General features: G+C 69.1%; 19 protein-coding genes and 1 tRNA gene. 6 read left to right on the plus strand and 14 right to left on the minus strand.

The features are described 5' to 3' along the window. Positions 1 to 22: 22 nt before the first annotated feature. From ABQE89_RS21500 to ABQE89_RS21515, 4 genes are all read right to left on the minus strand, one after another. Positions 23 to 1,516 (minus strand): serine/threonine-protein kinase, encoded by a 1,494-nt coding sequence (locus tag ABQE89_RS21500; protein ID WP_448420380.1) that lies wholly within the window; start codon positions 1,514 to 1,516, stop codon positions 23 to 25. A 174-nt stretch (positions 1,517 to 1,690) separates the two neighbouring features. Then, entirely contained in the window at positions 1,691 to 1,885 is a 195-nt protein-coding gene (locus ABQE89_RS21505) for a hypothetical protein (protein WP_448420382.1), read from the minus strand. A 91-nt stretch (positions 1,886 to 1,976) separates the two neighbouring features. Further along, entirely contained in the window at positions 1,977 to 2,804 is an 828-nt protein-coding gene (locus ABQE89_RS21510; RefSeq protein WP_448420384.1) for a DUF2510 domain-containing protein, read from the minus strand. Between the two features lie 50 nt (positions 2,805 to 2,854). Then, on the minus strand, positions 2,855 to 3,790 hold the full coding sequence (locus ABQE89_RS21515; RefSeq protein ID WP_448420386.1) for an NAD(P)/FAD-dependent oxidoreductase: 936 nt from the start codon (positions 3,788 to 3,790) through the stop codon (positions 2,855 to 2,857). Positions 3,791 to 3,879: 89 nt separating this feature from the next. Between ABQE89_RS21515 and sodC the strand changes: the two genes are divergently transcribed. Further along, positions 3,880 to 4,743: a superoxide dismutase[Cu-Zn] gene (gene sodC, locus ABQE89_RS21520; RefSeq protein WP_448420388.1), complete on the plus strand. Its 864-nt coding sequence runs from the start codon at positions 3,880 to 3,882 to the stop codon at positions 4,741 to 4,743. A gap of 104 nt (positions 4,744 to 4,847) precedes the next feature. On the opposite strand, the gene ABQE89_RS21525 is transcribed toward sodC, so the two are convergent. The 4 genes from ABQE89_RS21525 to fdh form a co-directional block, all read right to left on the minus strand. Further along, a complete protein-coding gene (locus ABQE89_RS21525; RefSeq protein WP_448420390.1) occupies positions 4,848 to 5,525 on the minus strand; it encodes a DUF4352 domain-containing protein in 678 nt (225 codons plus the stop codon). Positions 5,526 to 5,696: 171 nt separating this feature from the next. Next, on the minus strand, positions 5,697 to 6,644 hold the full coding sequence (gene nrfD / locus ABQE89_RS21530) for an NrfD/PsrC family molybdoenzyme membrane anchor subunit (protein ID WP_448420392.1): 948 nt from the start codon (positions 6,642 to 6,644) through the stop codon (positions 5,697 to 5,699). Further along, positions 6,644 to 7,546 (minus strand): 4Fe-4S dicluster domain-containing protein, encoded by a 903-nt coding sequence (locus ABQE89_RS21535; protein ID WP_448420394.1) that lies wholly within the window; start codon positions 7,544 to 7,546, stop codon positions 6,644 to 6,646. Before ABQE89_RS21535 ends, nrfD begins: the two co-directional genes overlap by 1 nt. After that, on the minus strand, positions 7,543 to 10,794 hold the full coding sequence (fdh, locus tag ABQE89_RS21540) for a formate dehydrogenase (protein ID WP_448420396.1): 3,252 nt from the start codon (positions 10,792 to 10,794) through the stop codon (positions 7,543 to 7,545). The genes ABQE89_RS21535 and fdh overlap by 4 nt, the downstream gene beginning before the upstream one ends. Positions 10,795 to 10,916: 122 nt before the next feature. On the opposite strand from fdh, the gene ABQE89_RS21545 reads away from it, so the two are divergent. Both ABQE89_RS21545 and ABQE89_RS21550 read left to right on the plus strand, forming a co-directional pair. Further along, the gene (locus ABQE89_RS21545; protein ID WP_448420529.1) at positions 10,917 to 11,765 is read left to right on the plus strand and encodes a glycoside hydrolase family 16 protein; all 849 of its coding nucleotides are present in this window, start codon (positions 10,917 to 10,919) and stop codon (positions 11,763 to 11,765) included. Next, positions 11,747 to 13,216: a glycosyltransferase family 39 protein gene (locus ABQE89_RS21550; RefSeq protein WP_448420398.1), complete on the plus strand. Its 1,470-nt coding sequence runs from the start codon at positions 11,747 to 11,749 to the stop codon at positions 13,214 to 13,216. The genes ABQE89_RS21545 and ABQE89_RS21550 overlap by 19 nt, the downstream gene beginning before the upstream one ends. Here the strand turns inward: ABQE89_RS21550 and ABQE89_RS21555 are convergent. From ABQE89_RS21555 to ABQE89_RS21565, 3 genes are read right to left on the minus strand one after another with little or no spacing between them, the layout of a single operon-like run. Continuing rightward, positions 13,213 to 14,889, minus strand: coding sequence for a SelB domain-containing protein (locus ABQE89_RS21555; RefSeq protein ID WP_448420399.1), 1,677 nt, complete (start codon positions 14,887 to 14,889; stop codon positions 13,213 to 13,215). The genes ABQE89_RS21550 and ABQE89_RS21555 overlap by 4 nt on opposite strands. Continuing rightward, a complete protein-coding gene (gene selA, locus ABQE89_RS21560; protein WP_448420401.1) occupies positions 14,877 to 16,208 on the minus strand; it encodes an L-seryl-tRNA(Sec) selenium transferase in 1,332 nt (443 codons plus the stop codon). The genes ABQE89_RS21555 and selA overlap by 13 nt, the downstream gene beginning before the upstream one ends. 4 nt (positions 16,209 to 16,212) lie before the next feature. Beyond that, positions 16,213 to 16,428 (minus strand): hypothetical protein, encoded by a 216-nt coding sequence (locus tag ABQE89_RS21565; protein WP_448420403.1) that lies wholly within the window; start codon positions 16,426 to 16,428, stop codon positions 16,213 to 16,215. A gap of 46 nt (positions 16,429 to 16,474) precedes the next feature. On the opposite strand from ABQE89_RS21565, the gene ABQE89_RS21570 reads away from it, so the two are divergent. Further along, positions 16,475 to 16,993 carry a DUF488 domain-containing protein gene (locus ABQE89_RS21570; protein ID WP_448420405.1) on the plus strand — a complete coding sequence of 173 codons (519 nt, stop codon included), beginning with the start codon at positions 16,475 to 16,477 and terminating at the stop codon, positions 16,991 to 16,993. A 4-nt stretch (positions 16,994 to 16,997) separates the two neighbouring features. Here the strand turns inward: ABQE89_RS21570 and ABQE89_RS21575 are convergent. Next, positions 16,998 to 17,092, minus strand: a tRNA-Sec gene (locus ABQE89_RS21575). A gap of 38 nt (positions 17,093 to 17,130) precedes the next feature. Between ABQE89_RS21575 and selD the strand changes: the two genes are divergently transcribed. After that, a complete protein-coding gene (selD, locus tag ABQE89_RS21580; RefSeq protein ID WP_448420407.1) occupies positions 17,131 to 18,132 on the plus strand; it encodes a selenide, water dikinase SelD in 1,002 nt (333 codons plus the stop codon). Between the two features lie 10 nt (positions 18,133 to 18,142). Here selD and ABQE89_RS21585 read toward each other — a convergent pair whose 3' ends face one another. Both ABQE89_RS21585 and ABQE89_RS21590 read right to left on the minus strand, forming a co-directional pair. Further along, the gene (locus tag ABQE89_RS21585) at positions 18,143 to 18,277 is read right to left on the minus strand and encodes a hypothetical protein (RefSeq protein WP_448420409.1); all 135 of its coding nucleotides are present in this window, start codon (positions 18,275 to 18,277) and stop codon (positions 18,143 to 18,145) included. Between the two features lie 119 nt (positions 18,278 to 18,396). Then, positions 18,397 to 23,922 (minus strand): Ig-like domain-containing protein, encoded by a 5,526-nt coding sequence (locus ABQE89_RS21590; RefSeq protein ID WP_448420411.1) that lies wholly within the window; start codon positions 23,920 to 23,922, stop codon positions 18,397 to 18,399. A gap of 370 nt (positions 23,923 to 24,292) precedes the next feature. Between ABQE89_RS21590 and ABQE89_RS21595 the strand changes: the two genes are divergently transcribed. Further along, positions 24,293 to 25,678, plus strand: a complete 1,386-nt coding sequence (locus ABQE89_RS21595) for a glycoside hydrolase family 183 protein (RefSeq protein ID WP_448420413.1) — start codon at positions 24,293 to 24,295, stop codon at positions 25,676 to 25,678. The last annotated feature ends 7 nt before the right edge of the window (positions 25,679 to 25,685 follow it).

Genomic DNA, 25,685 nt, shown 5'->3' on the forward strand with positions numbered 1-25,685 from the left:
CAGTACAAACCGTGCCAAAACGTCAACGGTCCGACGGGCCGTACTCAAGCGCCGGCTCCGCGGAGTCCACCGACCCGTTGCTCGAGATCGTCAGCATGTCCGGCTGCACGTCGTAGCGCGCGCCGTCGGCCGGGTTGACGGCCACGAACCCGTCGCCCGAGCGTCGCACGTTCGCGATCTCGACGTTGGCGCCGTCGCGCAGCCGCTCACCGCGGTAGTAGTAGTCACCGGGCGCCTTCTCGCAGATCACCGCCAGCGACTGCGCCGTCCTGATCAGGGCCGCCGGTGTGCTGCCCGCATCGCAGCGGGCGGTGTGCCCGACGAAGCCCTGCGCGTCGGTGCCCGACACCCCGGCGATCCGTCCCCGGCTGGGCGACGGCGCGGTGGTGGTCTGCGAGGTCGACGGCGGCGCCGCCAGGCGGGTCTGCGGCGTCGCCTGCCCATCCTCGCCACCGAACGCCAACGCCATGGCCAGCGCCACGGCCGTCGCCAGCAATGCGACCGTCGCCGCGATCAACCCGATCTGTCCGCGCCCCAGCCGCGGTTTGCGCGTCGGGGGCGGCGCCGGGGTGAACGCCTGCTGATAGGCCGTCCGGGCGGGGTTCGGGTCGACCGAGGAGAACTGCCTGGTGGCGGGAGGCGGCACCGAGGGCGGAGCAGGTGCGGCGATCGGCGCGGGTGCCTGGTCGGCGGCCGCAACCGCGGCGGCCAGGTCGCCTGCCGTCGCGTACCGGTCGGCGGGCTTCTTGGCCATGCCCGTGGCGACGACGTCGTCAAACGCCCGGCTGACGCCGCGGCGCATGATGCTGGGCCGCGGCGGCGGCGAGAACAGGTGCGCGCCCATGATCTCGCGCAGATCGCCGGATTCGTACGGCGCGCGCCCGGTCAGGCATTCGTAGAGCAGGCAGGTCAGCGAGTAGATGTCGGAGGGCGGGCCGCCGCGTTCACCGCTGATGCGTTCGGGCGCCATGTAGGCGCACGAGCCGATCACCAGCCCGGTCTTGGTCACCGTGGCTTCGCCGCCGCCGTGGGCGATGCCGAAGTCGACGAGGTAGGCGAAGTCGTCGGCGGTGAGCAGCACGTTCTCCGGTTTGATGTCGCGATGCACCAGGCCGTTGGTGTGCGCGGCGTCCAGCGCGGCGGCGACCTGCGTGACGATCGACACCGCCCGCGCCGGCGGCAGCGGACCGTTGGTGCGCAGCAGATCCTTGACGCTGGCGCCCTCGACCAGCCGCATGTCGATGTAGAGCACGCCGTCGATGTCGCCGAAGTCGTGCACCGGGATGACGTGCGGTTCCTGCAGGCGCGCAGCCACGCGTGACTCGCGGCGAAACCGCTCCTGAAAGCTCGGGTCGGCCGCCATGTCCGGGCGCAACAGCTTGATCGCGACCATCCGCTCACGTTCGGTGTCGTAGGCGCGGTACACCTCGCCCATTCCCCCGACCCCGATCAGAGACTGCAGCTCATAGGGCCCGAACCGGGTGCCCAGCCGAGAGCCGCCTTTCGGGGAGCTCACATGCACGTCCTTCCGTCCTCAGTGCGTCAACTGGAAGCGTTCCCGAATCGCGGAGCCGGCTAACGCGATCTCGGCGGCCGCCACGAATGATGTTGGATCACAGCATCTTTGCTGTCGGCGACCTGCGATGACGCCCCCGCAAGGCAGCTTACGCCGTCACCAGCCGGGGCCTGGTCAGCGATGCCAGCCACTCGGCCGTTCCAACAGCCGCGGCTCCTGCAGGTCGCGGGCCGCCGAGGCGTACAACGCGTCCACGCGGGCGGCGAGCAGCCCGAAGTCCAGCAGATGCCCGAGCCGGTGCTCTTGCTCGATGAGCTGCTCGACCTGCACGCCGACGATCGGATACTGCGCGGGCAGGACGTTCTGCATCGACAGCCGCGCGTGGCGTCCATCCCGGGCTCCTCAATGTTGACAATGTCAAGATGCTCGAGAGTAACGACGCCGCCGCGCCCCCGGCCGGTCAACGCGAGTTCAGTGAGATGCGTTCCAGCACGAACGCGGTGATGCCGAGTGCGACGAGCGCGAACGTCAACGCGCAGGCGGCCAGTAGACCGAAGCCGACGGCGTAATCCTCGGAGTAGGACGCGGTGTGGCCCATCATCGCCGCGAGGTTGACGAAATTGCCCACCGACGCCAGGAAGGCGATGCCGCCGAGGATCGTCACCGCCAGCGCCGAATGGCTTCGCCACACCGTCCACAGGTACGCCGCACCGGCGAGGACGGAGACCACCCCCACGAACGCGACCCACACACCGGGGCTCTGCACGGCGGATTCGACGTCGGCCTGCAACTGCCGCCGCAGAAAGGAGCTCAGCACGTCGTCGGGCCCCGACACGGTGACCTGACCGAAGCCGTTCATCGCGATGCGGTAGCCGCCCACCATGGTGCTGCCCCACTCCAGAAGGGCCGACAGGAACAACGCCAGCCCCGCGGCAATGATCGCGATCCCGGCGACCGCTCGCGAGCTGCCCTTCTGCACCTGCCGCGGCCCGGTGTCCTTGATTCTCTGCAACCACGACTGGGAGGTGTGCGGAGGGTAACCGGCTGGGCCATACGGGTTTTGGACAGCGGGCATGCGCTGGGGCGTCCACTGGTATCCGTCCCACCAGCGCTGTGCGCCGCTGCCGTCCGGGTCGGGATACCACCCGGCCCGGCCGGGCACGTTCGCGGGGCGCGACGGGTGGGGTTCGCGGGTGATGTTGGTCCACGCCTGGCCGTCCCACCACCGCTCGCCGCCTGATCCGCCGGGGTCGGGGTACCAGTCCGGATCAACCCGGTTGTCTGACACGGCCGACTCTCCCATCTCGCAGTGAGCTTGCTGCGAGATTATGCCTGGCCTCAGGTCGGCGGGTAGGGCAGGCCGAATTCGTCGGCCAGCAGGCTCTGCACGACGATCATCGCGGTCTGCGAACCGGCGGCGATCGCGCCCGCCACATACGGTTGCTCGGCGCACACGTCGCCGGCGGCGAACACCCCGCCCGCGCTGGTGCGGTGCAGGTCGTCGACGGCGATGGTGTCGGCGGCCAGCGGGCCCGGAGAGCACTCGGCCTCGAGTTGTCGGGCCAGCGGTGAGCGTTGGCGCAGCGGCGCCTCCACCAGCAGACCGTCGCGGGCCAGCCGGGTGCCGTCGGCGAACGCGATGGCGCTCAATTGTCCTTCTTCGCTGACCAATTCGGCGACACGGCGGTCGTCGATGACGACCCCTGCGGATTGCAGGAGGTCTTTGTCGGCCGGCGAGAGGTCGGTTCTTCCGTCCGTGAGGACGACGACGTCGTCGCTCCAGCCGCGCAGCATCAGCGCCGCGTGCACAGCCTCCTCACCCGCGGCCAGCGTGGCCAGCCGCTTGTCGCGCATCTCCCAGCCGTGGCAGAACGGGCACTGGAACACCGAGGTGCCCCACAGTTCGGCCACGCCGGGTAGATCGGGCGGGCAGTACTGCATACCGGTCGCGAGGATCACCCGGCGGGCGAGGATGGGGTCGCCGTCCTCGGGTTCGAGGATGAAACCGCCCTCGACACGACGGCCGCCGCTGATGCGCCCGTGGCGGTACTCGACGCTGGGGTACGCCGACAACTCGCGGCGGCCCGCGGCATACAGGTCGGCCGGCGGGCGCTGGTCGTAGCCGAGCAGGCCGCCGATCAGCGACGATGCCCGGTTGCTCTGCTCGTCGGCGTCGATCACCACGGTGCGTCGACGCGCCCGGCCCAACACCAGCGCAGCACTCAGCCCGGCCGCCCCGCCGCCGACGACGGCGCATTCCCACTGATCTTCCATCGTCGTTTGATTCCCGCGAGGCACGTGGCGAAACGCCGCGCGCGGTGACGCCGGCATAGCCGCGGTGTGACGTGGGTAACCCATGGGCCATGTCCAAGTCGAAAACTGCCGTAGCCGTCATCGCAGCCCCCGTCGCCGTCGCGTTCCTGGCCGCCTGCCAGGGTGAACAAGCCGCCGACGAGACCACCTCGCCCACCACGAGTCCCACCTCCGACGCCGAGACGATCACCACCGATCTGCAGACCGCGGACGGCAGAACCGTGGCCAACGCGAAGATCGAGTTCGCGAACGGAACCGCCACGATCACGCTGGAGACCACCGAAGCCGGCCTGCTCTCGCCGGGCTTCCACGGTTTCCACATCCACGAGTTCGGCAGGTGTGAGGCCAACAGCGTCGCCCCGACCGGCGGTGAGCCCGGCGACTTCCTCTCCGCCGGCGGTCACCTGCACATGCGCGATCAAAGCGGTCATCCCGCCGTCGGCGATCTGACCCCGGTCGAGGTGCATGCGGACGGGTCGGCGCGGCTGGTCGCCACCACCGACTCGTTCACCATCGAGGACCTGCGCGGGCCCGAGGGATCCGCCCTGATGCTGCACGAGCGCCCCGACAACTTCGCCAACATCCCGCCGCGCTACACCGTCAACGGTGTGCCCGGCCCGGACGCCGAGACGCTGGCCACCGGCGACGCCGGCAGCCGGGTGGCCTGCGGTGTGCTGGCACCGGCCAGCGCCCAGGCCACGACGCCGGAGACGACCGAGACCACCACGATCACCGAGACGACGGCTCCGGTGCCCCCGGCCACGGGCACCTCGCCCGCGACGACGTCGCCGGCACCGGCGGAGACCACCAGCCCGACCGAGACCGAGACTCCGACGACGACCACCCCGACGACCACGACCTCCTTGGAGACCTCGCCGTCGCTACCCGAGGAAGAGGGTGAGCCCGAGGGGTGACACCGCGGCCGGACACCGCCTGACTACTACCGGCCGTCCCAACATCAGCGACAAACTCGCTCAGAGGTTGGCACGCCGACAGGTGCTACCCCGGAGTGCCGCTGTCAGAGCTGAACCTTGGCCCCACCGGAGAACATCGAGTCGTGCACCTCGAGTTCTGCGGGCTGAGTGCCCGGCGGCACGTCGAAGGCCACCCGCACCTGCACACTGTTGCCCGGGTTGATGTCGCTCATGATGCCGTCGGATTCGTTCATCCACATGCCGGCCTCGGAATCGGCGCCGTACTCCCGGCCCGAGGTGTCGATGAGCTTCTGGTTCGCGCCGAAGTACGACTGCGGTTCGTTGCCGATGTTCGTGACGGACAGCGTCAGGATGATGAACTCGCCCTGAGCTTTCGCGATCATGTACGGGTTGCTGAGGTCACCGGCCTCCGCGGCGCGAGTGATCTCGAGGACGCGGAACTCGAACTTGCCGTCCCGCACGGCCGACCCAGCCGGCGCGGCGGTCGGGGTCGCCGGTTCCGACGGGGCCGCGGGCGTCGTTGACGTGGACGTGGTCGAACTGGACGTCGCCGCACTGTCGTCCTCGTCGCTTCCGCACGTCGCGACCAGCAGCAGGAAGCCGAGGACGGCGACGACGGCCAAAGCCACCTTGCCCGCATTGGAACTCTTCTTCGGAGCCTCCGGGGCAGGCGGCGTCGTCCAGGCCTGGCCGTCCCAGTACATCTGCCGGCCCGAGCCCGACGGATCCGGATACCAACCTGGTGGCGCTGATGCGGTCACTGCTTACCTCTTCACTCGAAGCGATCACTACGAGCGGCGAGGTTAGCGGATGGCACCGACAGCCAAAGAATCAGCGTTGCTGTGAAAAATATCTCGCCAGCTAGATTGCGTTCAACTGGAGATATTTGGTAGCTGTAGCCGCGTCACCGGCCAGCGTCGCACGTAGCTGGGCTAGCTGCGGACACGCTGCTCCGCGTCCAGCCGCTCGCGCTGCGGCACGACGACGTACTTCGGGTCGCGGGTGGACTCGACACCAGCCTCGAACACCCCGAACCGCTGCAGCGCGCTGCCCGCCAGCAGCGCCAGCCCCGACGCCGCGACCACCCCGCGCCGCCGGCCCACCAGCGCGCCCACCGCCCCGCCCACCGTCAGCACCTCCGAGAGCTGACGCAGCCGGTGCGCCCGACCCGTCGCGTACGCCTCGCCCGACACCCCCAGCCGCTGCTCCATCACCCGCGACGCCGCAACCTCCAGCCCCGCTCCCACGGCTGCCATCCGCCGCGCCGGGCCCGTCTCCTGCATCGGCGCCAACAACATGCCCAACCCGCCGCCGCTGGCGGCCGCCGATCCGACGAACACGAACGGCAGATACGGGTGCGCGTCCCGCCACGCCGGAACCGCGGTGTGCGACAACAACACCGCCGTGTACGACGCCACGCCCGGCGCCGTCGCCGCGGCCCACAACCCCGCCGGGCGCGCCGCGGTGTCCACCAGCCGGCCCAGTCGCGTCGACCTCACCCGTCGCGGCATCAGCTCCGCCAGCGCCGCCAGTCCCGACCCCGGCCCGTACGCCGACAGAATCCAGGTGCCCATGCTCATCGGCGAGCTCGGCTTGGCCACCCGCAGCATGTGGTGAAACCGTTCGGGGCGGCCCAGGTCGGCGATGAGGAAGTACAGGCTCGCCAAAATGCCTGCCAGCGAACCGATCCGGCTCACCTTCCGCAACCCGGGCCGCGCGGTCACATCCGCACCTGCGGCCAGCATCGCCGCGCCGGCGGACAGCCCGCCGCAGAACAGATACGCCGCGATCCGCCAGTCCCACACCGGAGTCTTGAGGATCTGCCGCCCATAGTACGAGCGGAACTCCGCCCGCGGCACCGCCAACTGCTCGCGCGCCATCAGCTTCGCCGCCCGACGAACGCCGACACCGCGATCCCCACCAACGCCGAGGCCGCCATGCCCGCATACCGCCACATCGCGCCGGCGTCGCGGGTGGGCACCACCGGATCCGGTGGCAGCCCGTACACCTCGGGTTCGTCGAGCAGCAGAAAGAACGCGCCGTCGCCGCCGACACCGTCATTGGGGTCGTGGCCGTACAACCGCGCCGAATCCACGCCGCGCGCGTGCAACTCCTCGACGCGCAGCGCCGCGCGTTCCCGCAACTCGTCGAGCACGCCGAACTGGATCGAGTCCGTCGGACACGCCTTCGCGCACGCCGGTTCCAGCCCGTCGCGCAACCGGTCGTAGCACAGTGTGCACTTCCACGCCCGCCCGTCGCCTTCACGTCGCTCGATCACCCCGTACGGGCAGCCCGACACGCAGTACCCGCAGCCGTTGCAGATGTCCTGCTGCACAACGACTGTGCTGAACTCGGTGCGGAACAGTGCGCCCGTCGGGCACACGTCCAGACATCCCGCATGGGTGCAGTGCTTGCAGACGTCGCTGCTCATCAACCACCGGAAGTCCGTGCGGGTCTCGGACCCGGACTCGTCACCGGGCTTCGAGAAGCCCGGCATCCCGAGGTCGACGGCCGGCGAAGCGGGCTGTTCGACGAACGCCACGTGCCGCCACGAGTTCGCGCCCAGCTCGCCGGTGTTGTCGAAAGACATGCCCAACAGGTTGAACCCGTCCCCGTCCCCGGAGACGGGCACCGCGTTCCACTCCTTGCACGCCACCTCACACGCCTTGCAGCCGATGCACACCGACGTGTCGGTGAAAAACCCCATCCGCGGCGGCGCGTCCTGGTAGCCGGCTTCACCCGCCACGTCGTCGAGCGGCCCGTAGAATCTGTTCTCGCTCATGGTGTTTCCTCGGTGTGGTCGGTCGAGGGCTGGGTGGTGTCGAGGTTGGTGCCGGTGTCGACCGTGATACCCGCACGCTGCCGGTAGGACGCCAGGTAGGCCAACAGCGCCGGGCCCCGCGGTCGTCGGCCCGGCTGGATGTCACACGTCGCCACCTTGCTCTCCTGGATGAACACGTTCGGGTCGGCCACCACCCCGAGCAGGTCGTTGACCACGTCGCCGTCGATCAGCCCGCTATGGCCCCAGTGGTACGGCATCCACACCTGATGCACCACGTGGTCCTCGATGCGCAGCGGACGCATCCGGTCGGTGACGAACACCCGCGCGTCCACCGCCGCGCGGCTGGTCACCACGTGCGCCCATGCCATGTGAGTCAGGCCGCGTTCGGCTGCCAGCTCCGGTGACACCTCGACGAACAACGCCGGTTGCAGTTCCGCGAGATAGGGCAACTGGCGGCTCATCCCGCCGGCGGTGTGATGTTCGGTCAACCGGGCCGCGGTGAACACGAACGGGAACGTTTCGCCGCGCCCCTCCGGCGGCGACGGGTGCGACGGGTTGTCAGCGCGTCCGTACACCTTGCGCGCCGGGTTGCCCTGCTGGGTGTAAAGCGGGTTGCGGATGGGGGATTCGTGCGGCTCGTAGTGCGTCGGCAACGGTCCGTCGAGCACACCGGCGGGCGCGAACAACCAGCCCTTGCCGTCGGCCTGCATGATGAACGCGTCGTCGCCGCGCAGCGCGTCCACGCCGACCGCGCCGGGCTCGGGCACGTAGTCCGGCGGTTTGGTCTTCTCGAAGTCCGGCACGTCATGACCGGTCCACTCGCCCTTGTCGGGATCCCACCAGACCAGCTTCTTGCGCTCGCTCCACGGCCTGCCCTGCGGATCGGCCGACGCGCGGTTGTAGAGCACCCGCCGGTTCATCGGCCAGACCCAGCCCCACTCGTCGAGGCTGCCCGGCCGGCGCCGCGCGGCCTGGTTGATCTCCTGGGCGTACACCCCGCTGTAGATCCAGCACCCGCACGCCGTGCTGCCGTCGGCCTTCAACTCGGTGAAGCCGTCGAGCGCGCGGTCGGTGGTCAGGTCGACGCCGTTGATGCGGCGCAACACGTCCTCGGCCGACGGTTCGTCGCCATCCATCGCGTAGTCCCACGCCAGCTCCAGCAGCGGCCGGTCGCGCTCATCGGTTGAGCCGGCCAGCTTTTCGCGCAGGATCCGGCCGAGGTGGTAGAAGAACCACAGCTCAGAACGCGCGTCGCCCGGTGGCTCGACGGCCTGGTCGCGCCACTGCAGCATCCGCTGGGTCTGGGTGAACGTGCCCGACTTCTCCACATGCGAGGCCGCCGGGAACACGAACACCTCGGTGCGACACGTCTGCGGGGTGATCTCACCGGTCTCGACCTCCGGACCGTCCCGCCAGAACGTCGCGCTCTCAATCTCGACCAGATCGCGCACCACCAGCCAGTCCAGGTTGGCCATGCCCAGGCGCTGCAACCGTCCGTGCGCCGAACCGACCGCCGGGTTCTGGCCCAGCAGGAAGTAGCCGAACACCTTGCCGTCGACCATGTCCATCACCGTGCGGTAGGTGCCGTGATCGCCGCTGATGCGCGGCAGGTAGTCGAAGCAGAAGTCGTTCTCGGCGGTGGCGTGTGCGCCCCAGTACTCCTTGAGCAGCGACACCATGTAGGTATCGGCGTTGCGCCAGAAGCCTTTCTGGTGCGTGCCCATGATGTCGTCGAGGTAGTCCGACAGCGTCTCGTGGCCCGCCTCGGGCATCCCGAGATAGCCCGGCAGCAGGTTGAACAACGTCGGCACGTCGGTGGAGCCCTGGATGCTGGCGTGTCCGCGCAGCGCGATCACCCCACCGCCGGGGCGGCCGATGTTGCCCAGCAGCAACTGGATGATCGATCCGGCGCGGATGTACTGCGCGCCCACCGAATGCTGCGTCCAGCCCACGCTGTACACCAGCGCCGAGGTGCGTTCGCGTCCGGAGTTGCGCGCCCACGCCTTCGCCACTTCCAGGAAGTCCGCCGCCGGCACCCCGCACACCCGCTCCACCATCTCCGGGGTGTAGCGGGCGTAGTGCCGCTTGAGGATCTGATACACGCAGCGTGGATGCTGCAGTGTCGGATCGTTGGGGATGCCGTCGGCGGTCCCCTCGACCGGCGGCCCGCCCGAACCGCTTTCGTAGGGTTCGCTGCGTTCCTTGGCGCCGGCCCCGCCCTCCTCGGGTTCGGTGCTCTCGTACTGCCACGTCGTGGTGTCGTAGGAGGCGGAGTCGCCGTCGTAGCCACTGAACAACCCGTCGAGATCCTCGGTGTCCGCGAACCTTTCGTCGACGAGGAACGACGCGTTGGTGTAGGCGACGACGTACTCGCGGAAGTCCAACTCGTGGGACAGGATGTAGTTGATCACCCCGCCCAAAAACGCGATGTCACTGCCCGCGCGCAGCGACACATAGCGGTCGGCGACTGCGCTGGTGCGGGTGAACCGTGGGTCGATGTGCACGACCTGCGTGCCGCGCGCCTTGGCCTCCATCACCCACTGGAACCCGACCGGATGGGCCTCGGCCATGTTCGAGCCCATGATGACGATGAAGTCCGAATTGGCGAGATCCTGCTGATAGTCCGTCGCCCCGCCGCGACCGAAGGAGGCTCCCAGACCGGGAACCGTGGCGCTGTGTCAAATACGCGCCTGGTTCTCGATCTGCAGCGCGCCCAGCGCGGTGAACAGCTTCTTGATCAGATAGTTCTCTTCGTTGTCCAGCGTCGCTCCGCCCAGGCTGGCGATACCCAGCGTGCGGCGCAGGGTGTGGCGGTCGGCGTCGAACTGCTGCCAGCCCTTCTCCCGGGCGTCGAGCACCCGATCGGCGACCATGTGCATCGCGGTGTCGAGGTCGATCTCCTGGAAATCGTTGGCGTACGGCGGACGGTAGCGCACCTTGGTCAACCGCTGCGGACCGGTAACCAGTTGTTTGCTCGCAGATCCCTTGGGGCACAGCCGTCCTCGGGAGATCGGGCTGTCGGGGTTGCCCTCGATCTGGATGATCTTGCCGTCCTCGACGTAGACGTTCTGCGCGCAGCCGACCGCGCAGAACGGGCACACCGACTTCGTCACGTGGTCGGCATCGGAGGTGCGCGGCGTCAGCGCGGCCGATCGCTGCGACTGGGCGGCCTTACCCCGGCCCAGCGGGTCCTGCCCGGTGAGCTGGCGGTACACCGGCCACGACTGGATCAGCTTCTTGATCACCATCGACGTCTCCTCTACCCGGCTTACCCCGATCCAATCATCCTTTCGCGTGGCCGTCAGCGCGTCGGGTCGGCCAAAGCGCGGTGATCATCACCGCGACCCTCTATCGTGCGGGGGTGCCTGAAATCGATCGTCGCAACATGATGCTGATGACCGGAATCGCCGCCCTGGGCGCCGCCGCCCTACCCGCTGGATTGGCGAACGCTGCGCCGCCTCGGCCGTCGCCGCCGATGCAACCGGTCCCCGACGCCGCCTCCACCGGCGGCTACCTGTTCCAGGACGAGTTCGACGGCCCGGCCGGTTCGGCCCCCGATCCGGCCAAGTGGCTCATCCAGACCTGGGACGACCCCGTCGACCCGCCGATCGCGGGCCATTACCGCGACGACCGCCGCAACGTGTTCGTCGACGGCAACTCCAACCTGGTGCTGTGCGCCACCCGCGAAGGCGACCAGTACTTCAGCGGTAAGGTGCTCAGCCACTTCCGCGGCCAGATCAACACCACCTGGGAGTCGCGGATCAAGTTCGAATCCATGCACCCCGGGCTGTGGCCGGCCTACTGGCTGCTCAACCAGGATCCGCTGCCCGACGGCGAGGTCGACATCGTCGAGTACTACGGCAACGGGCTGTGGCCGCCGGGCACCACCGTGCACGCCGCCTCCAACGGAAAGACGTGGGAGGGCAAGTCGATTCCCGAACTGGTCGACCCCGCCTGGCACACCTGGCGGGTCAACTGGGCCGAGGACGGGTTCCGGTTCTGGCGTGACTACACCGACGGCGCCGAACCGTACTTCTACGTTCCCGCCAAACCGATTCCGGTGCACGGCCGCCCCGACGACCTGCGGTGGCCGTTCGGCATCCCCGGCTACTGGCTGCAGGCGATCTTCAACCTCGCGGTCGGCGGCTCCGGCGGCGGCGATCCCGCCAGGGCGCCCTATCCGTCGGTGATGCTCGTCGATTGGATCCGCGTCTGGTAAAGCCGCGGGTTCCGGCGGCGCTGGACCCGCTGCTCGTCGCGGTGTTCGGCGCCGCGGTGAGCCTGTTCGGTGCCGGATGGCCGTCCTTCTGGTACGACGAGGCCGCGACGATCTCGGCGTCCTACAGCCGATCGCTGGGTGAGCTGTGGCAGATGCTCGGCCACGTCGACGCCGTGCACGGCCTCTATTACCTGTTGATGCACGGGTGGTTTCAGCTGTTTGCGCCCACCGAGTTCTGGTCGCGGGCGCCCAGCGGGCTGGCGGTCGGGGCCGCCGCGGCGGGTGTGGTGGTGCTGGGCGCGCAGTTGTCGTCGCGGTCGGTGGGCGCGGCGGCCGGGGTGATGTGCGCGGTCCTGCCGCGCACGACGTGGGCGGGCATCGAGGCGCGGCCGTACGCGCTGTCGATGATGTTCGCGGTGTGGCTGGCCGTGGTGCTGGTGTGGGCGACGCGGCGGACGGGTTGGTGGCCGTGGGTCGCCTACGGCGCGCTGCTGGCGGTGTCGGTCCTGCTCGACGTGTATCTGGCGCTGCTGTTCGTCGCGCACGCGGTGTTCGTGGTGGCGTTCCGGCGGTCGGCGGTGGTGCCGTTCGCGGCGGCCTCGACGACGGTGCTGGCGGCGGCGGTGCCGTTTGTCGCGACGGTGGCCGGTCAGGTGAACCAGATCAGCTGGATCACGCCGATCGGGTGGCGGACCTTCGAAGACGTTGCGGTGCAACAGTATTTCGACCGTAATCCGTACTTCGCGGCGCTGGCCGGGCTGGTGGTGCTGGCGGCGGTGGTGATGTGGCTGTGCGGGGCACGGCCGGTGGACCGTGAGCCTCTGGTGCTGGCGGTGGGGTGGCTGGTGGTGCCCACGGTGTTGATCGTGGGGTACTCGGCGATCGTCGAGCCGCTCTACACGCCGCGCTATCTGAGCTTCACCGCGCCCGCGATGGCGTTGCTGCTGGGGGTGTGCATTGTCGCGGTGGCGGGTTCGGGCTGGCTGGCCGCCGCGGTGGTGGCATTGTTCGGCGTCGTCGCCGCACACAATCACGTTGTGGTGCAACGCGGTTCGTATGCGAAGTACGGGATGGACTACAGCGCGGTGGCCGACCTGATCTCTGCGCGGGCCTCGCCCGGTGACTGCCTGCTGGTCAACGACACCGTGACGTTTCACCCCGCGCCCATGCGGCCCCTGCTCGCCGCCCGTCCCGACGCCTTCCGTGACCTGGTCGACGTCAGCCTGTGGCAGCGGGCGACCGACCGCGACGCGGTCTTCGACACCAACCTCGTGCCGGAGGCGTCGGTGGGACCGCTGGAGCACTGCGCGGAGGTGTGGATCATCACGCAGGCCGAGCACCCGATGCCGTTCGCCGTCACCCCGGCCTTTCCGATGGTGCAGGGCTTAGGGTTTCAGTTGCTCGACCGCTGGCAGTTCAACCTGGTACAGGTGATCAAGGCGGTGCGTTAGCCCAGGGTGCGGGTGCCGTCCTCGCCGCGTCGGGTGAGCCTTTGGGCGTCGAGGCGTTCGAGCAGCGGGATCGCGACCCGACGGGTGGTGTTCAGCGCGCGTTTGGCCTCGGCGGCGGTGAACGGCCGCGGCAGTGTCGTGAGGATCTTGACGGCGCGCTCCAGCGCATCGGGCCCCAGGACGACACCGTCGGCGATCTTGGTCAGCCGCTTGGCGCGCACGGCGGCGGCCAGCTCGCGCGGGCCGAGGCCCAGCCCGCGCAGTTCGTCGGCCTCCGGGGCGCGGAACGGTTCGGCGGCCAGTCGCTCCTCGAGGGTGCGCACGGCCTCGTCGACGCGCTGCGGCAGAGCGGTGTCGGGCCTGCGCACCCGCCCGTCGACGAGTACGAGGCCGGTGCCGTCGAGCAGGGCAGGGATGAGATCGACCGTAGGGATGTCGAGGTGTTGGCGCAGGGTTTCCAGCGGCATGCCCGCCGCGACGTCGTTGCGGGCAGACCATTCGTCCAGCGCCGTCATCATTTGATGACGCCGCTCGGTCCACCACGTCTGGTCGACGACCCAGTCGCCGACCCGCTGTCCGTCGGCCGGGAAACCCATGGCGCGCAACTCGTCGGCACGGGCGCACACCGGCGGCCCGGCCCGCCCCGAGGCCAACTCGGCGGCCCGCACCCGCGCCGCACCCCGTCGGCGCAGCGGCGGCGGGCGCACATCGAGCACCTCGACGCCTGCGGCGATGCGGTGCGCGCCGGGGTCCCGCAGCAGCCCGACATCGCCGATACGCAACGGCAGCGGGCGCGCCAGCCGCAGCCGCGCGGCCTGCCCCAAAGGCCGCACCTGCACCGGCACCGCCGCAGACCCGATGTGCAACACCACGTTTCGGTGTAGCTCGTCGGCCGACCGCAGCGCCACGTCGATCTCGGCGGTGTCCAACCACGCGGCCGGGGTGCACAGCACGTCACCGCGGCCGATGTCGCGGTGGTCCACACCGCGCAGATTCACCGCGACCCGCGCCACCGCCTGCACCGCGGGCTCGTCGCGGCCCAGCGACTGCAGCCCGCGGATGCCGACACGTCGGCCGGCATGCTCGAGTTCGTCGCCGACGCGCAGCGTTCCGGCCGCCAGCGTGCCGGTGACCACGGTGCCCGCGCCGCGGATCGTGAAGGACCGGTCGACCCACAGTCGCACGTCGGCGTCGAGGTCGGGCCGGGGCAATCGCGCGGCCAGACCCAGCAGTTCGGCGCGCACCGCGTCGAGGTCGCTGCCCAGCACAATCGACGCGTCTGGAAGCCGTTCCTGCACTTGGCCTATCGCGCGGGCCGGGTCGGCGAGGTCGGTCTTGGTGATAGCGACCAGCCAGTGCCGCACCCCGAGGGCCCGCAGTGCGGCGCAGTGTTCCTCGGACTGCGGCATCCAACCTTCGGTGGCGGCGACGACGAACATCACCGCCGGCACCGGCCCGACACCGGCCAGCATGTTGGCGACAAAGCGTTCATGCCCCGGCACGTCGACGAACGCGAACTGCTCACCGTCGACCTGCGTCCACGCGAAGCCCAGCTCGATCGTCAGCCCGCGGCGCTGCTCCTCGACCAGCCGGTCGGGCCACATGCCGGTGAGCCGCTGCACCAGCGTCGACTTGCCGTGATCGACGTGGCCGGCGGTGGCTATGACGTGCACGCCCGCACCGCGGCCACGAGTGCGTCGTCGTCCCCGGCCGGCACCGTGCGCAGGTCGAGCAGGCAGCGTCCGTTCTCCAGCCGGCCGACCACCGCGGGGCTGCCGACCCGCAACGGCGCAGCACACGACTCCGGCAGGCTGACCGCCGCGCTGGGCAACTGCACGCCCGGCGCGCCACCGCCGCCGACGGCGGCCACACAGTCGACGGCCTCGGCATCGGGTAGCTGCGCGGCGATGCGGCGGGCGCGCTGCCGCAGCTCGGCGGCGTCGGCCTCGAGCGCCTCGGCGACCGGTGGCGGCGGGCCCACGATGGTGGCCTCCAGCGCGGACAACGTCAGCTTGTCCACCCGCAGGGCGCGGGCGGCGGGGTGGCGGCGCAGCCGCTCGACGATGTCGGCCGCACCCAGCAGCAGGCCGGCCTGGGGGCCGCCGAGCAGTTTGTCGCCGCTGGCGGTGACGAGGTCGGCGCCGTCGCGCAGCATGGTGGTGGCGTCGGGTTCGTCGGGCAGCAGCGGGTGCGGGGCCAGCAGCCCGGAGCCGATGTCGACGACCAGCGGGACGCCCAGACCCGTCAGCTCGGGCACGGCGACCGTCGACGTGAAACCGGAGACGGCATAGTTCGACGGGTGCACCTTGAGCACGAAACCGGTGTCGGGGCCGATGGCGTCGGTGTAGTCGCGCAGGTGGGTGCGGTTGGTGGTGCCGACCTCGCGGATGCGTGACCCGGTGGACGCCATCAGCTCGGGCAGCCGGAACCCGTCGCCGATCTCGATGAGCTCGCCGCGGCTGACCACGATCTCCTGGTCGGGCGCCAGCGTCAGCGCGGTGAGCAGCAGCGCGGCGGCGTTATTGTTCACGACGTGCACGGCCTGCGCGGTGGGGACCGCGTCGGCCAGGGCTTTCAGCGCGCCGCGGCCGCGGCGGGCCCGTCGACCCGTGTGCAGGTCGAACTCGACGTCGGTGGCGCCCGCGGCGGTGACCATGGCGTCGACGGCGGCCGGCGACAGCGGGGCCCGGCCGAGGTTGGTGTGCACGACGACGCCGGTGGCGTTGATGACCGGCCGTAGACTCGCGGCGCTGCTGGGCAGGGCGGCCACGGCGTACTCGGTGACCTCGTCGGGGCCGATATGGCCGTCGCGAGCCTGCCGTTGGGCCTGTCCGACAACGTCTTTCACGAGCGCGCGACCGAGGGTGTGGGCGGCGGAGACGAGGCGCGGGTCGGCGAGCACGGCATCGGTGCGCGGGATGAGCCGCCGCGCATCCTGTGATTTCGGCGTGGCGGGTTGCGCTGACCGCGACTGCTCACGCCGAAATCCCATCTGCTTACTCGTGGTTGTCCATGACGGAGCGGACGATCGGCAGCAGCCAACCCGAGATCGGCCACACCGCCGCGAGTGCGAACGCGGTCAGGGCGTTCACCAGGCCGACGACCGTGCGCTGTTGGCGGCCGTCCTCGTCGTCACCGAAGCCGTTGCGCAGCAGGACCACCGTGGTGGCAAGCCACCCGGCAAGATAAAGGATCACCAAAACGACGCTCACTGCCTCAGTTGTACCCTGTTGGCGCGCTTTGGGGTACACAGTCGGTGTGTTGATCTCGGTGGGACACGGCGCACTTGACCGAAGCGGTCTGGTGCCGCTGCTGCGCGGCGCCGACGTGGCCGCCCTCGTCGACATCCGCCGCTACCCCAACAGCAGGCGCAACCCGGACGTCGAAACCGGTGCGATCGCCGGGTGGGCCGGCGAGGCGGAGCTGGACTACCGCTGGGACGAGCGGCTCGGCGGGCGACGGCGGCTGCCCGCCGGAACCGAACCGGAGGACCGCTGGTGGCGGGTGCAGCAGTTCGCCGCGTATGCCGCCTACACCCGCACCGAGCCGTTCGGCGAGGCGCTGGCCGAGCTGATCGCGCAGTCGCGGCGGCAGCGCACGGCGATGATGTGCAGCGAGTCGGTGTGGTGGCGCTGCCACCGGCGCATCGTCGCCGACGTGGCGGTGGTGAAGTTCTCCGTGCAGGTCTGCCACCTCATGCACGACGGCCGGCTCGTCGAGCACGAGCCGTCGGAAGGGGCCCGGATACGGGCCGACGGGCAGATCGTGTGGGCGTGAGCGGTGGCGGAGGCGGACGGGAATCGAACCCGCCAGCGACAGAATCTGCCGCTCAGCGATTTTGAAGACCGTGCCGGTCACCAGACCGGATACGCCTCCCTACCCACGCGTCGATCATGCCAGGCACGATGGACGCCATGACAGATCACGGCGCCCACCGACTGACCCAGTACGCCCACGGCGGCGGCTGCGCGTGCAAGATCCCGCCGGGCGAACTGGAGGACGTGGTGCGCGGGTTGACGGCCGCGCCGCTGGACCCGGTCGGTGAGCTGCTGGTCGGGCTGGACCACGGGGACGATGCGGCCGCGGTGCGCATCCGGGGCAACCTGGCGTTGATCGCGACGACGGATTTCTTCACCCCGGTGGTCGACGACGCCTACGACTGGGGACGCATCGCGGCCGCCAACGCGCTCTCCGATGTGTACGCGATGGGCGGGCGTCCCGTCGTGGCGGTGAACCTGCTGGGCTGGCCGCGCGAGGTGCTGCCGTTCGAGCTGGCGGCCGAGACACTGCGCGGCGGGCTGGACATCTGCAGCGAGGCGGGCTGTCATCTGGCCGGCGGGCACAGCGTCGACGACCCGGAGCCGAAGTACGGCCTGGCGGTCACTGGCATCGGCGACCCGAACCGCTTGCTGCGCAACGACTCCGGTAAGCCGGGGGTCCCGCTGTCGCTGACCAAGCCGCTGGGTGTCGGCGTGCTCAACAGCAGGCACAAGGCCACCGGCGAGCGCTTCCCCCACGCCATTGAGGCGATGACCACGCTGAACGCGGCGGCCGCACAGGCCGCCCTGGCGGCCGGTGTCCAATGTGCCACCGACGTCACGGGTTTCGGGCTGCTGGGCCATCTGCACAAGTTGGCGCGGGCCAGCGGTGTCACCGCAGTACTCGACGCGGCGGCGGTGCCCTACCTTGACGGCGCGCGGGAAGCTGTGAAAGCCGGTTACGTCAGCGGCGGGACCAAGCGCAACCTGGACTGGGTGGCGCCGCACGTCGACCTGGGTGCGGTGGGCCGGGACGAGGCGCTGTTATTGGCCGACGCGCAGACCTCCGGCGGCTTGTTGATCGCCGGTGAGATCCCGGGCGCGCCGGTGATCGGCGAACTGGTGGCTCGTGGCGCACACACGATCGTGGTGCGGTAGGCCGAGCGAACTACCTGGCGGCGAGGGGGGTGGCCCGCTTGGGGCCGTCGGAGAACACCGGGTTCTGCACGGGCTCCGCGGGATCATGCTGGTCCGAGACGTCTTCGGCCTCGGGAAGATGGGAAAAAAGGTCGTTCGACTTCAAGAATTAAGTCCTTCGATAAGTGCCGCATCCGAAAGAGCGGACGGTGAGGTGCAGGCCGATGGCACTGCCGACCGGTGACGGTCTACCGCCCAGCTTACACGCTCGCACCGTGAGGTGCGTCACGCGGACAAGGTCGCCCCGACCGGACGGGCGAGTGTCAGATCGACGACGACGACCCGCGTACTGGTGGTGGAACTGCCGGGGTGGTAGTCCATCGTCGTGATCGTCGCGCGGCCGCCTTGCGGGTCGATCTGCGCAAGTCCGAGCATCTGCCCGGCCACGCTGAACGTCTCGCCGATCTGCGCCCCGGTGGACATGTCGATCACCGTCACCTCCGTGGTGTAGGCGGTGTGGAACGCACCCGGGGTGGCCAGGCCGGTGGTGACAATGGCCCGCGTGCCCTCGGTGTTGAGCTGCACGAGGTCGTGGTCGCCGGAGATCATGTCCGCATAGGGCCGGCCCAGCAGGGTGTAGGTCTGACCGACCTGCATGCCGCTGAAGACGTCGATCACCGCCACGGAGGTGATTTCGGTCGACGCCCCGGTGTCGGGATCGAAGGTGGTCTCGTAGGCGGATACGACGGCGCGGGTGCCGTCGGCGGTGAACTGGGCCACCTCGCCGTTGCCCGAGATGACGACGGGCTCACCGATGAGCGCGCCGGTGGTCATGTCGATGACCGACACCCGGGTGTCGCCGCCGACCCATTGGGTGATCGTCGCGCGCGTTCCGTCCTCGTTGGCCCGGCCCCCGTTGAGGACGCCGTTCTCGGGCAGCGTGACGGTGGTGCCGATCTGCGTTCCCGTCGTCGCATCGAACACCGCCGCGCGGATGACGTTGTTGAACACCGTCGTGACGATCGCGCGGTCACCGTCGCCGTCGAAGATCGACTCCAGGTCCGAGAACTCCAGCCCGCCGGGCACGCTGACGATCTCGCCGACCGGCTCTCCTGTCATGGTGTCGATGGTGGCCAATCGCGTCGTCCGGGAGAACACGTCGGTCATGACCGCGACCGTGGCCAGCGTGCCGTCGGCATTCAGGTGGCCGCCGAAATTGACATTGCCGAGCACACTGATCTGGCCGACCTGGGTCGCGGAAGCCGTGTCCACGACGGTCATCCATGTCGTGGGCGTCGGAAGCGACGTGCTGCGGTGGATGATGACCGCGCGGGTTCCGTTGTCGGACAGCAGGGTCTGAAAGCCCTCGCTGTCCGGGAGAACCAGCGAGGTGCCGACCTGTGTGCCGGTTGCGGCATCGACAATCGAGACGTAGGTGGTGTCGGAGGACGCCCATTCTCTCGTCATGGCCACGATGCGGTCGGTCTCCGGGATCGCCAACAGCGCGGTAAAGGAACCTGTCAGATGGCCGTCGAGGGCGAACGTCGCACCGCGCTGTTGTCCGGTCGCGGTGTCGATGACCGTGACGCGACTGACTCGACTCGGATCCAATGCGGACGTCACGTACACCGCTCGCGTCCCGTCTGCGGTGAAGACCAGGGATGCGCTGAGGTTGTCGTCACCCGACAGGTCGACGACATCGCCGAGTCGCCCACCGTTGACGGCGTCGACGACGGTCACCTCGTAACGCTGCCCCTGCTTGGTGTTGTCCTCGTCGAGCCCGATCGTGATGAGGGCGCGCGTACCCGTGGGGTTGAATTGCACGCCACCGGGATTGGAGCCGGTCACGGTGACCACATCGCCGACCTGCTGACCGGTGGCCGTGTCGATCAGGACCAGTCGGGTGGCGTAGGTGTTGGTCGCCGAGCTCCACTCGTCCGCGGTGACCGCGGCCCTGGTGCCGGTGTCGTTGAAGCTGAGTTGGCCGCCGCCGGCCAACGGCACCGGCGTCCCGATCTGGGCCCCGGTCTGCGCGTCGATGACGGTCACCGTGGTGAGGTACGAGCCCGTCGCGGTCTCCTCGGAGGCGAGGACCACCACGCGCTGGCCGTCGGGAGTGAACCGGGCCTGAAGTCCGTTCGAGGCGCGTCCGAGGGTGCTGCCGACCCGCTCGCCGGTGAACGGGTCGATGAGCGCCAGGTAGCTGGTGGGCGTTCCGGAGGCATCGTAGTCCAGGGTGGTCACCAGCGCGCGGGTGCCGTCGGCGTTGAAACCGGCTGTCCCGTAGGGATTTCCCTCCGGGGCGCCGGGAAGGAACACGCCGCCGAGCACTACGGGCGTTCCAGCGATGCCGACATCGTCGAAGGCACGCTTGATGGCGTTGATCGCCGAGGCGTCGAAGCCCACCGCCCTGGCCTGGTTGATGACGGCGTATCGCGCCATCCGGTAGTCGGCGTTGCTGGGCATCGCGCCCAATGAGTTGTAGAAGACCTTCGCCCACATGGAGTCGCTGACTTCGGTGGTGGCCGAGTCGGTCATCATCAGGTAGGCGGCGTGGGTGAAGATCGTACTGTTCTCGTACTCGTCGGCGCCGAGCTGACGGTAGTGCGTGCGGTAGTCGTCTTCACCGTCTTGGCTGTCGGGGGCGGCCATGTCGCGAAGTGCGCAGGCAACCTTCGCACACGTCCTTGCGCTGTTGACGTCCCAGAGGGCCTCACCGATCCGCCACCGCTCGATGGAGAACTGCGAGTCGCCGTAGACGCTCGCTTCGATCAGCCCGCCCATGATGTCGGCGTAGGCCTCGTTGAGCGCGTTGGCCTCGGTGTTGCCACCCAGCCAGTCGATGTGCGAGCCGTTCTTGTAGGTCATGACGGCCTGGATCACCGCGTGGGTCAGCTCGTGGCCGACGATGTCTGCACCGGCCGCATAGTCCTCGGCCAGGATGATTCGCGGGGTCCCCGTCCAGATCGCGTTGTCCAGGCCGTTGCCGACGACGTCGAACCGGATCGTGCTCATCACACCCTTGAGGAAGTTCGGGTCCAGGCGCTTGTAGAGGTCGTGGGCGGCGGCCGCGTTGGCCAAGGCCGACACCCCGTCGCGATCCCAGTTGCCCAGCAGGTCTTTCGTGATCTCTTGACCGTTCCTCGTCCCGATATACCTGCCCTCCTTGTACCACTGCGCCCGGTACACCTCGAGCTTGCGTGCCACGTCGCGTAGGACGTAAGTATTCCCGAAGGGCGGGTTTTCGCGAACCTCCACGGTGATGGGGCGGTCGTTTCCGAGCGCATCGGGTGCCGTCTCCGACGTCGAGGCGGCAGCCGCCTCCATCGCGGACGTCTCGGCGAAGAGGGTGCCCACCTCCCATCCGTTGGCGTACAAGTAGTACGTGTCGGCGACCAACGGCAGGTCGGCCTGCGGATCGTCGACCGAGGGGTCGGTGGAAAGCGTCACACGCCAAGCCAATCGAGGTGACGTGCTGGGGTCAGCGTTGTAGACGACGAGGTCGGCCTGCGACGTCAACCCGGCTACCAGCTCGTCGCGCTCCGCGTCGGACAGATCCCCGAAATGGTTCAGCAGCGCGGCGACCGCGGTGTCGGTGGCGTCCTGGACGCCGAAACTGTCGTCGGGCGTGGTGTCGACGGCGGTGATGTCGGTGTCGTACATGCTGAAAACGCCGGTGACGGCGCCGTTGTGGTCGGTGACGAGAACGACCTCGCTTCCCACAACGGGTATACCGTTGACCTCCTGGCGCAGGCTGTAGAAGTGCGCCGCACCAACCGCACTGCCGTCCAAACCCTCGATCGCGAGGTCGGTGATGCGCTCCTCCGCGGCGAAGTTCGCCGAGGCCCCGAGTAGTTCGGCCACGCGGTTCAACACCTGGGCCGCTTCGGCGCTGTTGCGCACCGGCACGTCGATGAACTGCCCGTCGATCACCCGGATCGTGCCGTCACCGTTGGCGCTGACCTCCACCACGCCGCTCTCGAGGAGGTTCCGCAGCTGATCGATGTCCAGCGGTGCGGCGCTGACGATGGTGATGTGCACGGTGGCGGGGCTGCTGACGGCGCCGGAGTTGTCCTCGACCGTGTACTCGAAGCTGTCGCTGGTCACACCGGTCGCCGTCGACACATAGGTCACCACCCCGGTGACAGGATCCACTGTGGCGGTGCCGAATTCGGCTTCCCGAGTGATGGTCACGGTCGTCACATCGACCTTGCCGTCGGCATCGGTGTCGTTGGCGGTGACCGTGATGGTGGCGCTACCGCCTTCGTCGACGGTGGCGGTGTCGTCGTTGGCCACCGGCGGGTCGTTGAGCGCGCCGACCGTGATCGTCACCGTGGCGACGTTGCTGGTGGCGACGCCGTCGGTGACCTGGTAGGTGAAGCTGTCCGGACCGCTGTACTCGGGTAGCGGTGTGTAGGTGAATGAGCCGTCGGCGTTGAAGTCCAACGTGCCGTTCATCGGTGGGGCCACCAAAATGGCCGTGAGTTGGTCCGCGGTGTTGTCGACGTCGGTGTCGCCGACCAGGACGCCGGTGGAGGCGGGCACCACCAGCACACCGTCCTCGCCGACGGTGTAGGTGTCGTCGTTGGCCACCGGCGCATCGTTGGCGGGCGTGACGCTCACCGTGACCGTCGCGGTGTCAGTGTGCTTGCCGCCACCGAAAAGGCTTGCCAGTCCGTGCAAGTGGAACGCTTCGGCGTCGCTGACCGTGTAGGTGAAGGTATCGGTGCTGCCGGAGAAATCTGGGTTCGGGGTGTAGGTGATGGTGCCGTCGGGGTTGACGACAACGGTGCCGTTGGCGGGTTGGGTGACCGCGGTGACGCTCAAGGTGTCGTCGTCGACGTCGTTGCCCAGGACGTCGATGGTGATGGGCGTGTCCTCGGAGGTGGTGATCAGGTCCGCGACGGCGTCGGGGCTGGTGTTGAAGAAGGTCCGGGTGATCTCGCGACGCACGAACGCCAACACCGCCCACAACAGCGGCGGGTCGGCCGGTGTGTCGGGTCCGGATCCGATGAACGGCGAAAGCAACGCTCCGACAACCGTTGTGGCGACGTTCACGATTGTGCCCACCAACCCGGTGGCGACCCCCGCGGTTTGAGTCGGGGCGATGTCGACGACATCCGGGACACCGGTTTCGTCGACCGTGGTGGTGGTGGTGGTGGTGAACAGTTCCGGCGCATCGATGTCGTCGTCAGACGAGAAGCGCAAGGTCGAGAAGGCGGGTGTGTCCTCGACGGAAGCGGCGTCGGGGCCCTCGGCAGCGGGAGCCGGGTCGGGAATCTGTGCTTCGGGCGTGGGGATCGCTCGCGCGGCGGAGGAGCCGTCCGGTTCGGGCGGTGCGGACTGCGGCGTCGTCGGTGCGCTCACCTCACCCGGTTCCGACGGTGCGGGCGGCGTCGAAGTCGGCGGCTGTTCCTCGGCACCGGCGACGTCGTCGTCCACGATGGTGACCAACGGGTCGTCGGTCGCGAGGTCCTGCGCCACCTCGTCGTCGGGGTCCTGGCCGGATACGTCGTCGTCGGTCGGCGCCTGGTTGTCGGTGTGGCCTGCGGGCGACTCACCGCTCGGATCGGTGGCGGTGGCCATCGACGGCGCAGAGGGATCGCTGGCGGCGGAGGTGCCGTCGGCGCCGGACGTGTTGTCGGCGCGGGCGATGCCTGCGCCGTTTCCGCTCGCCACCGCGATACCGACGCCGAGCGCCACCGCCAACGCTCCCACCCTGCCGATATGGCGCGCATAGGTGCTGTGCGGATAGCTGAAGACCGCAGTGAGCACCGCATTTTGAGCACGCCGGTCAGCGGATGGGGCCATCGGGAGCCTCCGATATGTGGGAGTCAGAACTTGCACGGGAAAACTTACGGCAAAGGCAGCTTCTGAGTCACGCATACCGGCGCAGCGATTATGCAGAAAATGGCAAATTTTCGTCTACGTCAAGAAAGTTGCAGGTAGCGGGCGCGTTCCGGCCCGGGCGGAGTGCGGTTCGCCACGACGACGCCGTCGTGGCGAAAAGTTTGCCACCGATGGGTCGCCGTAGGCAGTCGGGCGACGATATCGGGTTGCGACACGGTCACGGAACGGTACCCATCCGTGCATCGTGGGCCACACCGGCCTCGTCGGTCACTAACGTCACACCGGCCCATCGCCGACGTCGTTGCGACGTCCGCCGCCCGGAAGGTGTGACATGTCGCCGCGTCGAATTGCCTCGCTCTCGGTGGCGTCGGCGACTGCGCTGTGCGTGGTGATCGGTAGCGCGCCGCCCGCGAGCGCCGAGCCGTGCACGGGTGCTGCCGCCGCGATCCAACCGCCGGCGCCCAACGCCGAGGAGACACCGTCGCTGGGACCCGGCGGTCCTCCGGTCGGACACCGGCCGCGCAACACCAACGACGACGCCCCCGCGCCGCGGCTCGGGCAACTGCCCCGTGCCCAGGTGCAGCAGCAGGCCGCGGTGCAGCCCGTGCCGAGGCCCGCGAGGCCCGAGGCAGCGGCCGCGGTGGTCGAGCCGCCACCGGCTCCGCCGCCGCCCGCCCCGCCGGGCACGTCGATCGTCGGCTGGGTGACCGGGCCGGAAAGCCCCAACGACACCGTGAAGAAGTTCGCGATCACCGGCACCGATCTCGGAATCATGTGGGACAACGGCGATCCCGTCAATCGGCAGGTGCTGATGGCCTTCGGCGACACGTACGGCTACTGCGGCGTGCGCGGCCAGCAGTGGCGCTACAACGTGCTGTTCCGCAGCCAGGACGGCACGTTGTCGAACACGGTGGGCGTGCCCGACGGCATGGTCGCCAACAAGCACTCCGGCTCGCCGCTGTGGGCGCCGGGATTGTCCAAACAGATCATCAACAGCATCAAGTGGGCGCCCGAGGAGAAGGGCATCATCCCGACCGCGGGCGTCGCGGTCGGCGGCAAGCAGTACGTCAACTTCATGTCCATCAGGAGCTGGGACGCCGACGGGCGGTGGACGACGAACTTCTCGGCGATCGCGGTGTCACCCGACAACGGCGAGAACTGGGGCGTCTACCCGGATTCCGTGCGCCCCGCCGCACCAGATCGCGTCGAACGGGCGCGCTACGTGGGAGGCAACGAGAACTTCCAGCAGGGGGCGTTCCTCAAGCCCGGGCCCGGTGACCCGTACCTGTACTCGTTCGGTACGCCGTCGGGGCGTGGCGGTTCGGCGTACATCTCGCGGGTGCTGCCCGCCGCGGTGGCGGATCTGCGGCGCTACGAGTACTGGAGCGCGGACGCGAACGCCTGGGTGCCCGGCGATCCGGGGGCGGCGACGGTCGTCATCCCCGGCCCGGTGGGCGAGATGTCGGCCCAATTCAACACACACCTCAACCAATATCTGGTGCTGTACTGCAACGGCGCCAACGACGTCGTCTCCCGCACCGCGCCTGCGCCGCAAGGGCCGTGGAGTCCCGAGCGGGTGCTTGCGCGGTCAATGGAGATTCCCGGCGGCATCTACGCGCCGTTCCTGCATCCGTGGTCGACGGGCAAGGAGCTGTACTACAACCTCTCGCAATGGTCGACGTACAACGTGATGCTGATGAGAACCGTTCTGCCGTAGACCGATA

Source organism: Mycolicibacterium sp. XJ1819 (genome assembly GCF_053483675.1).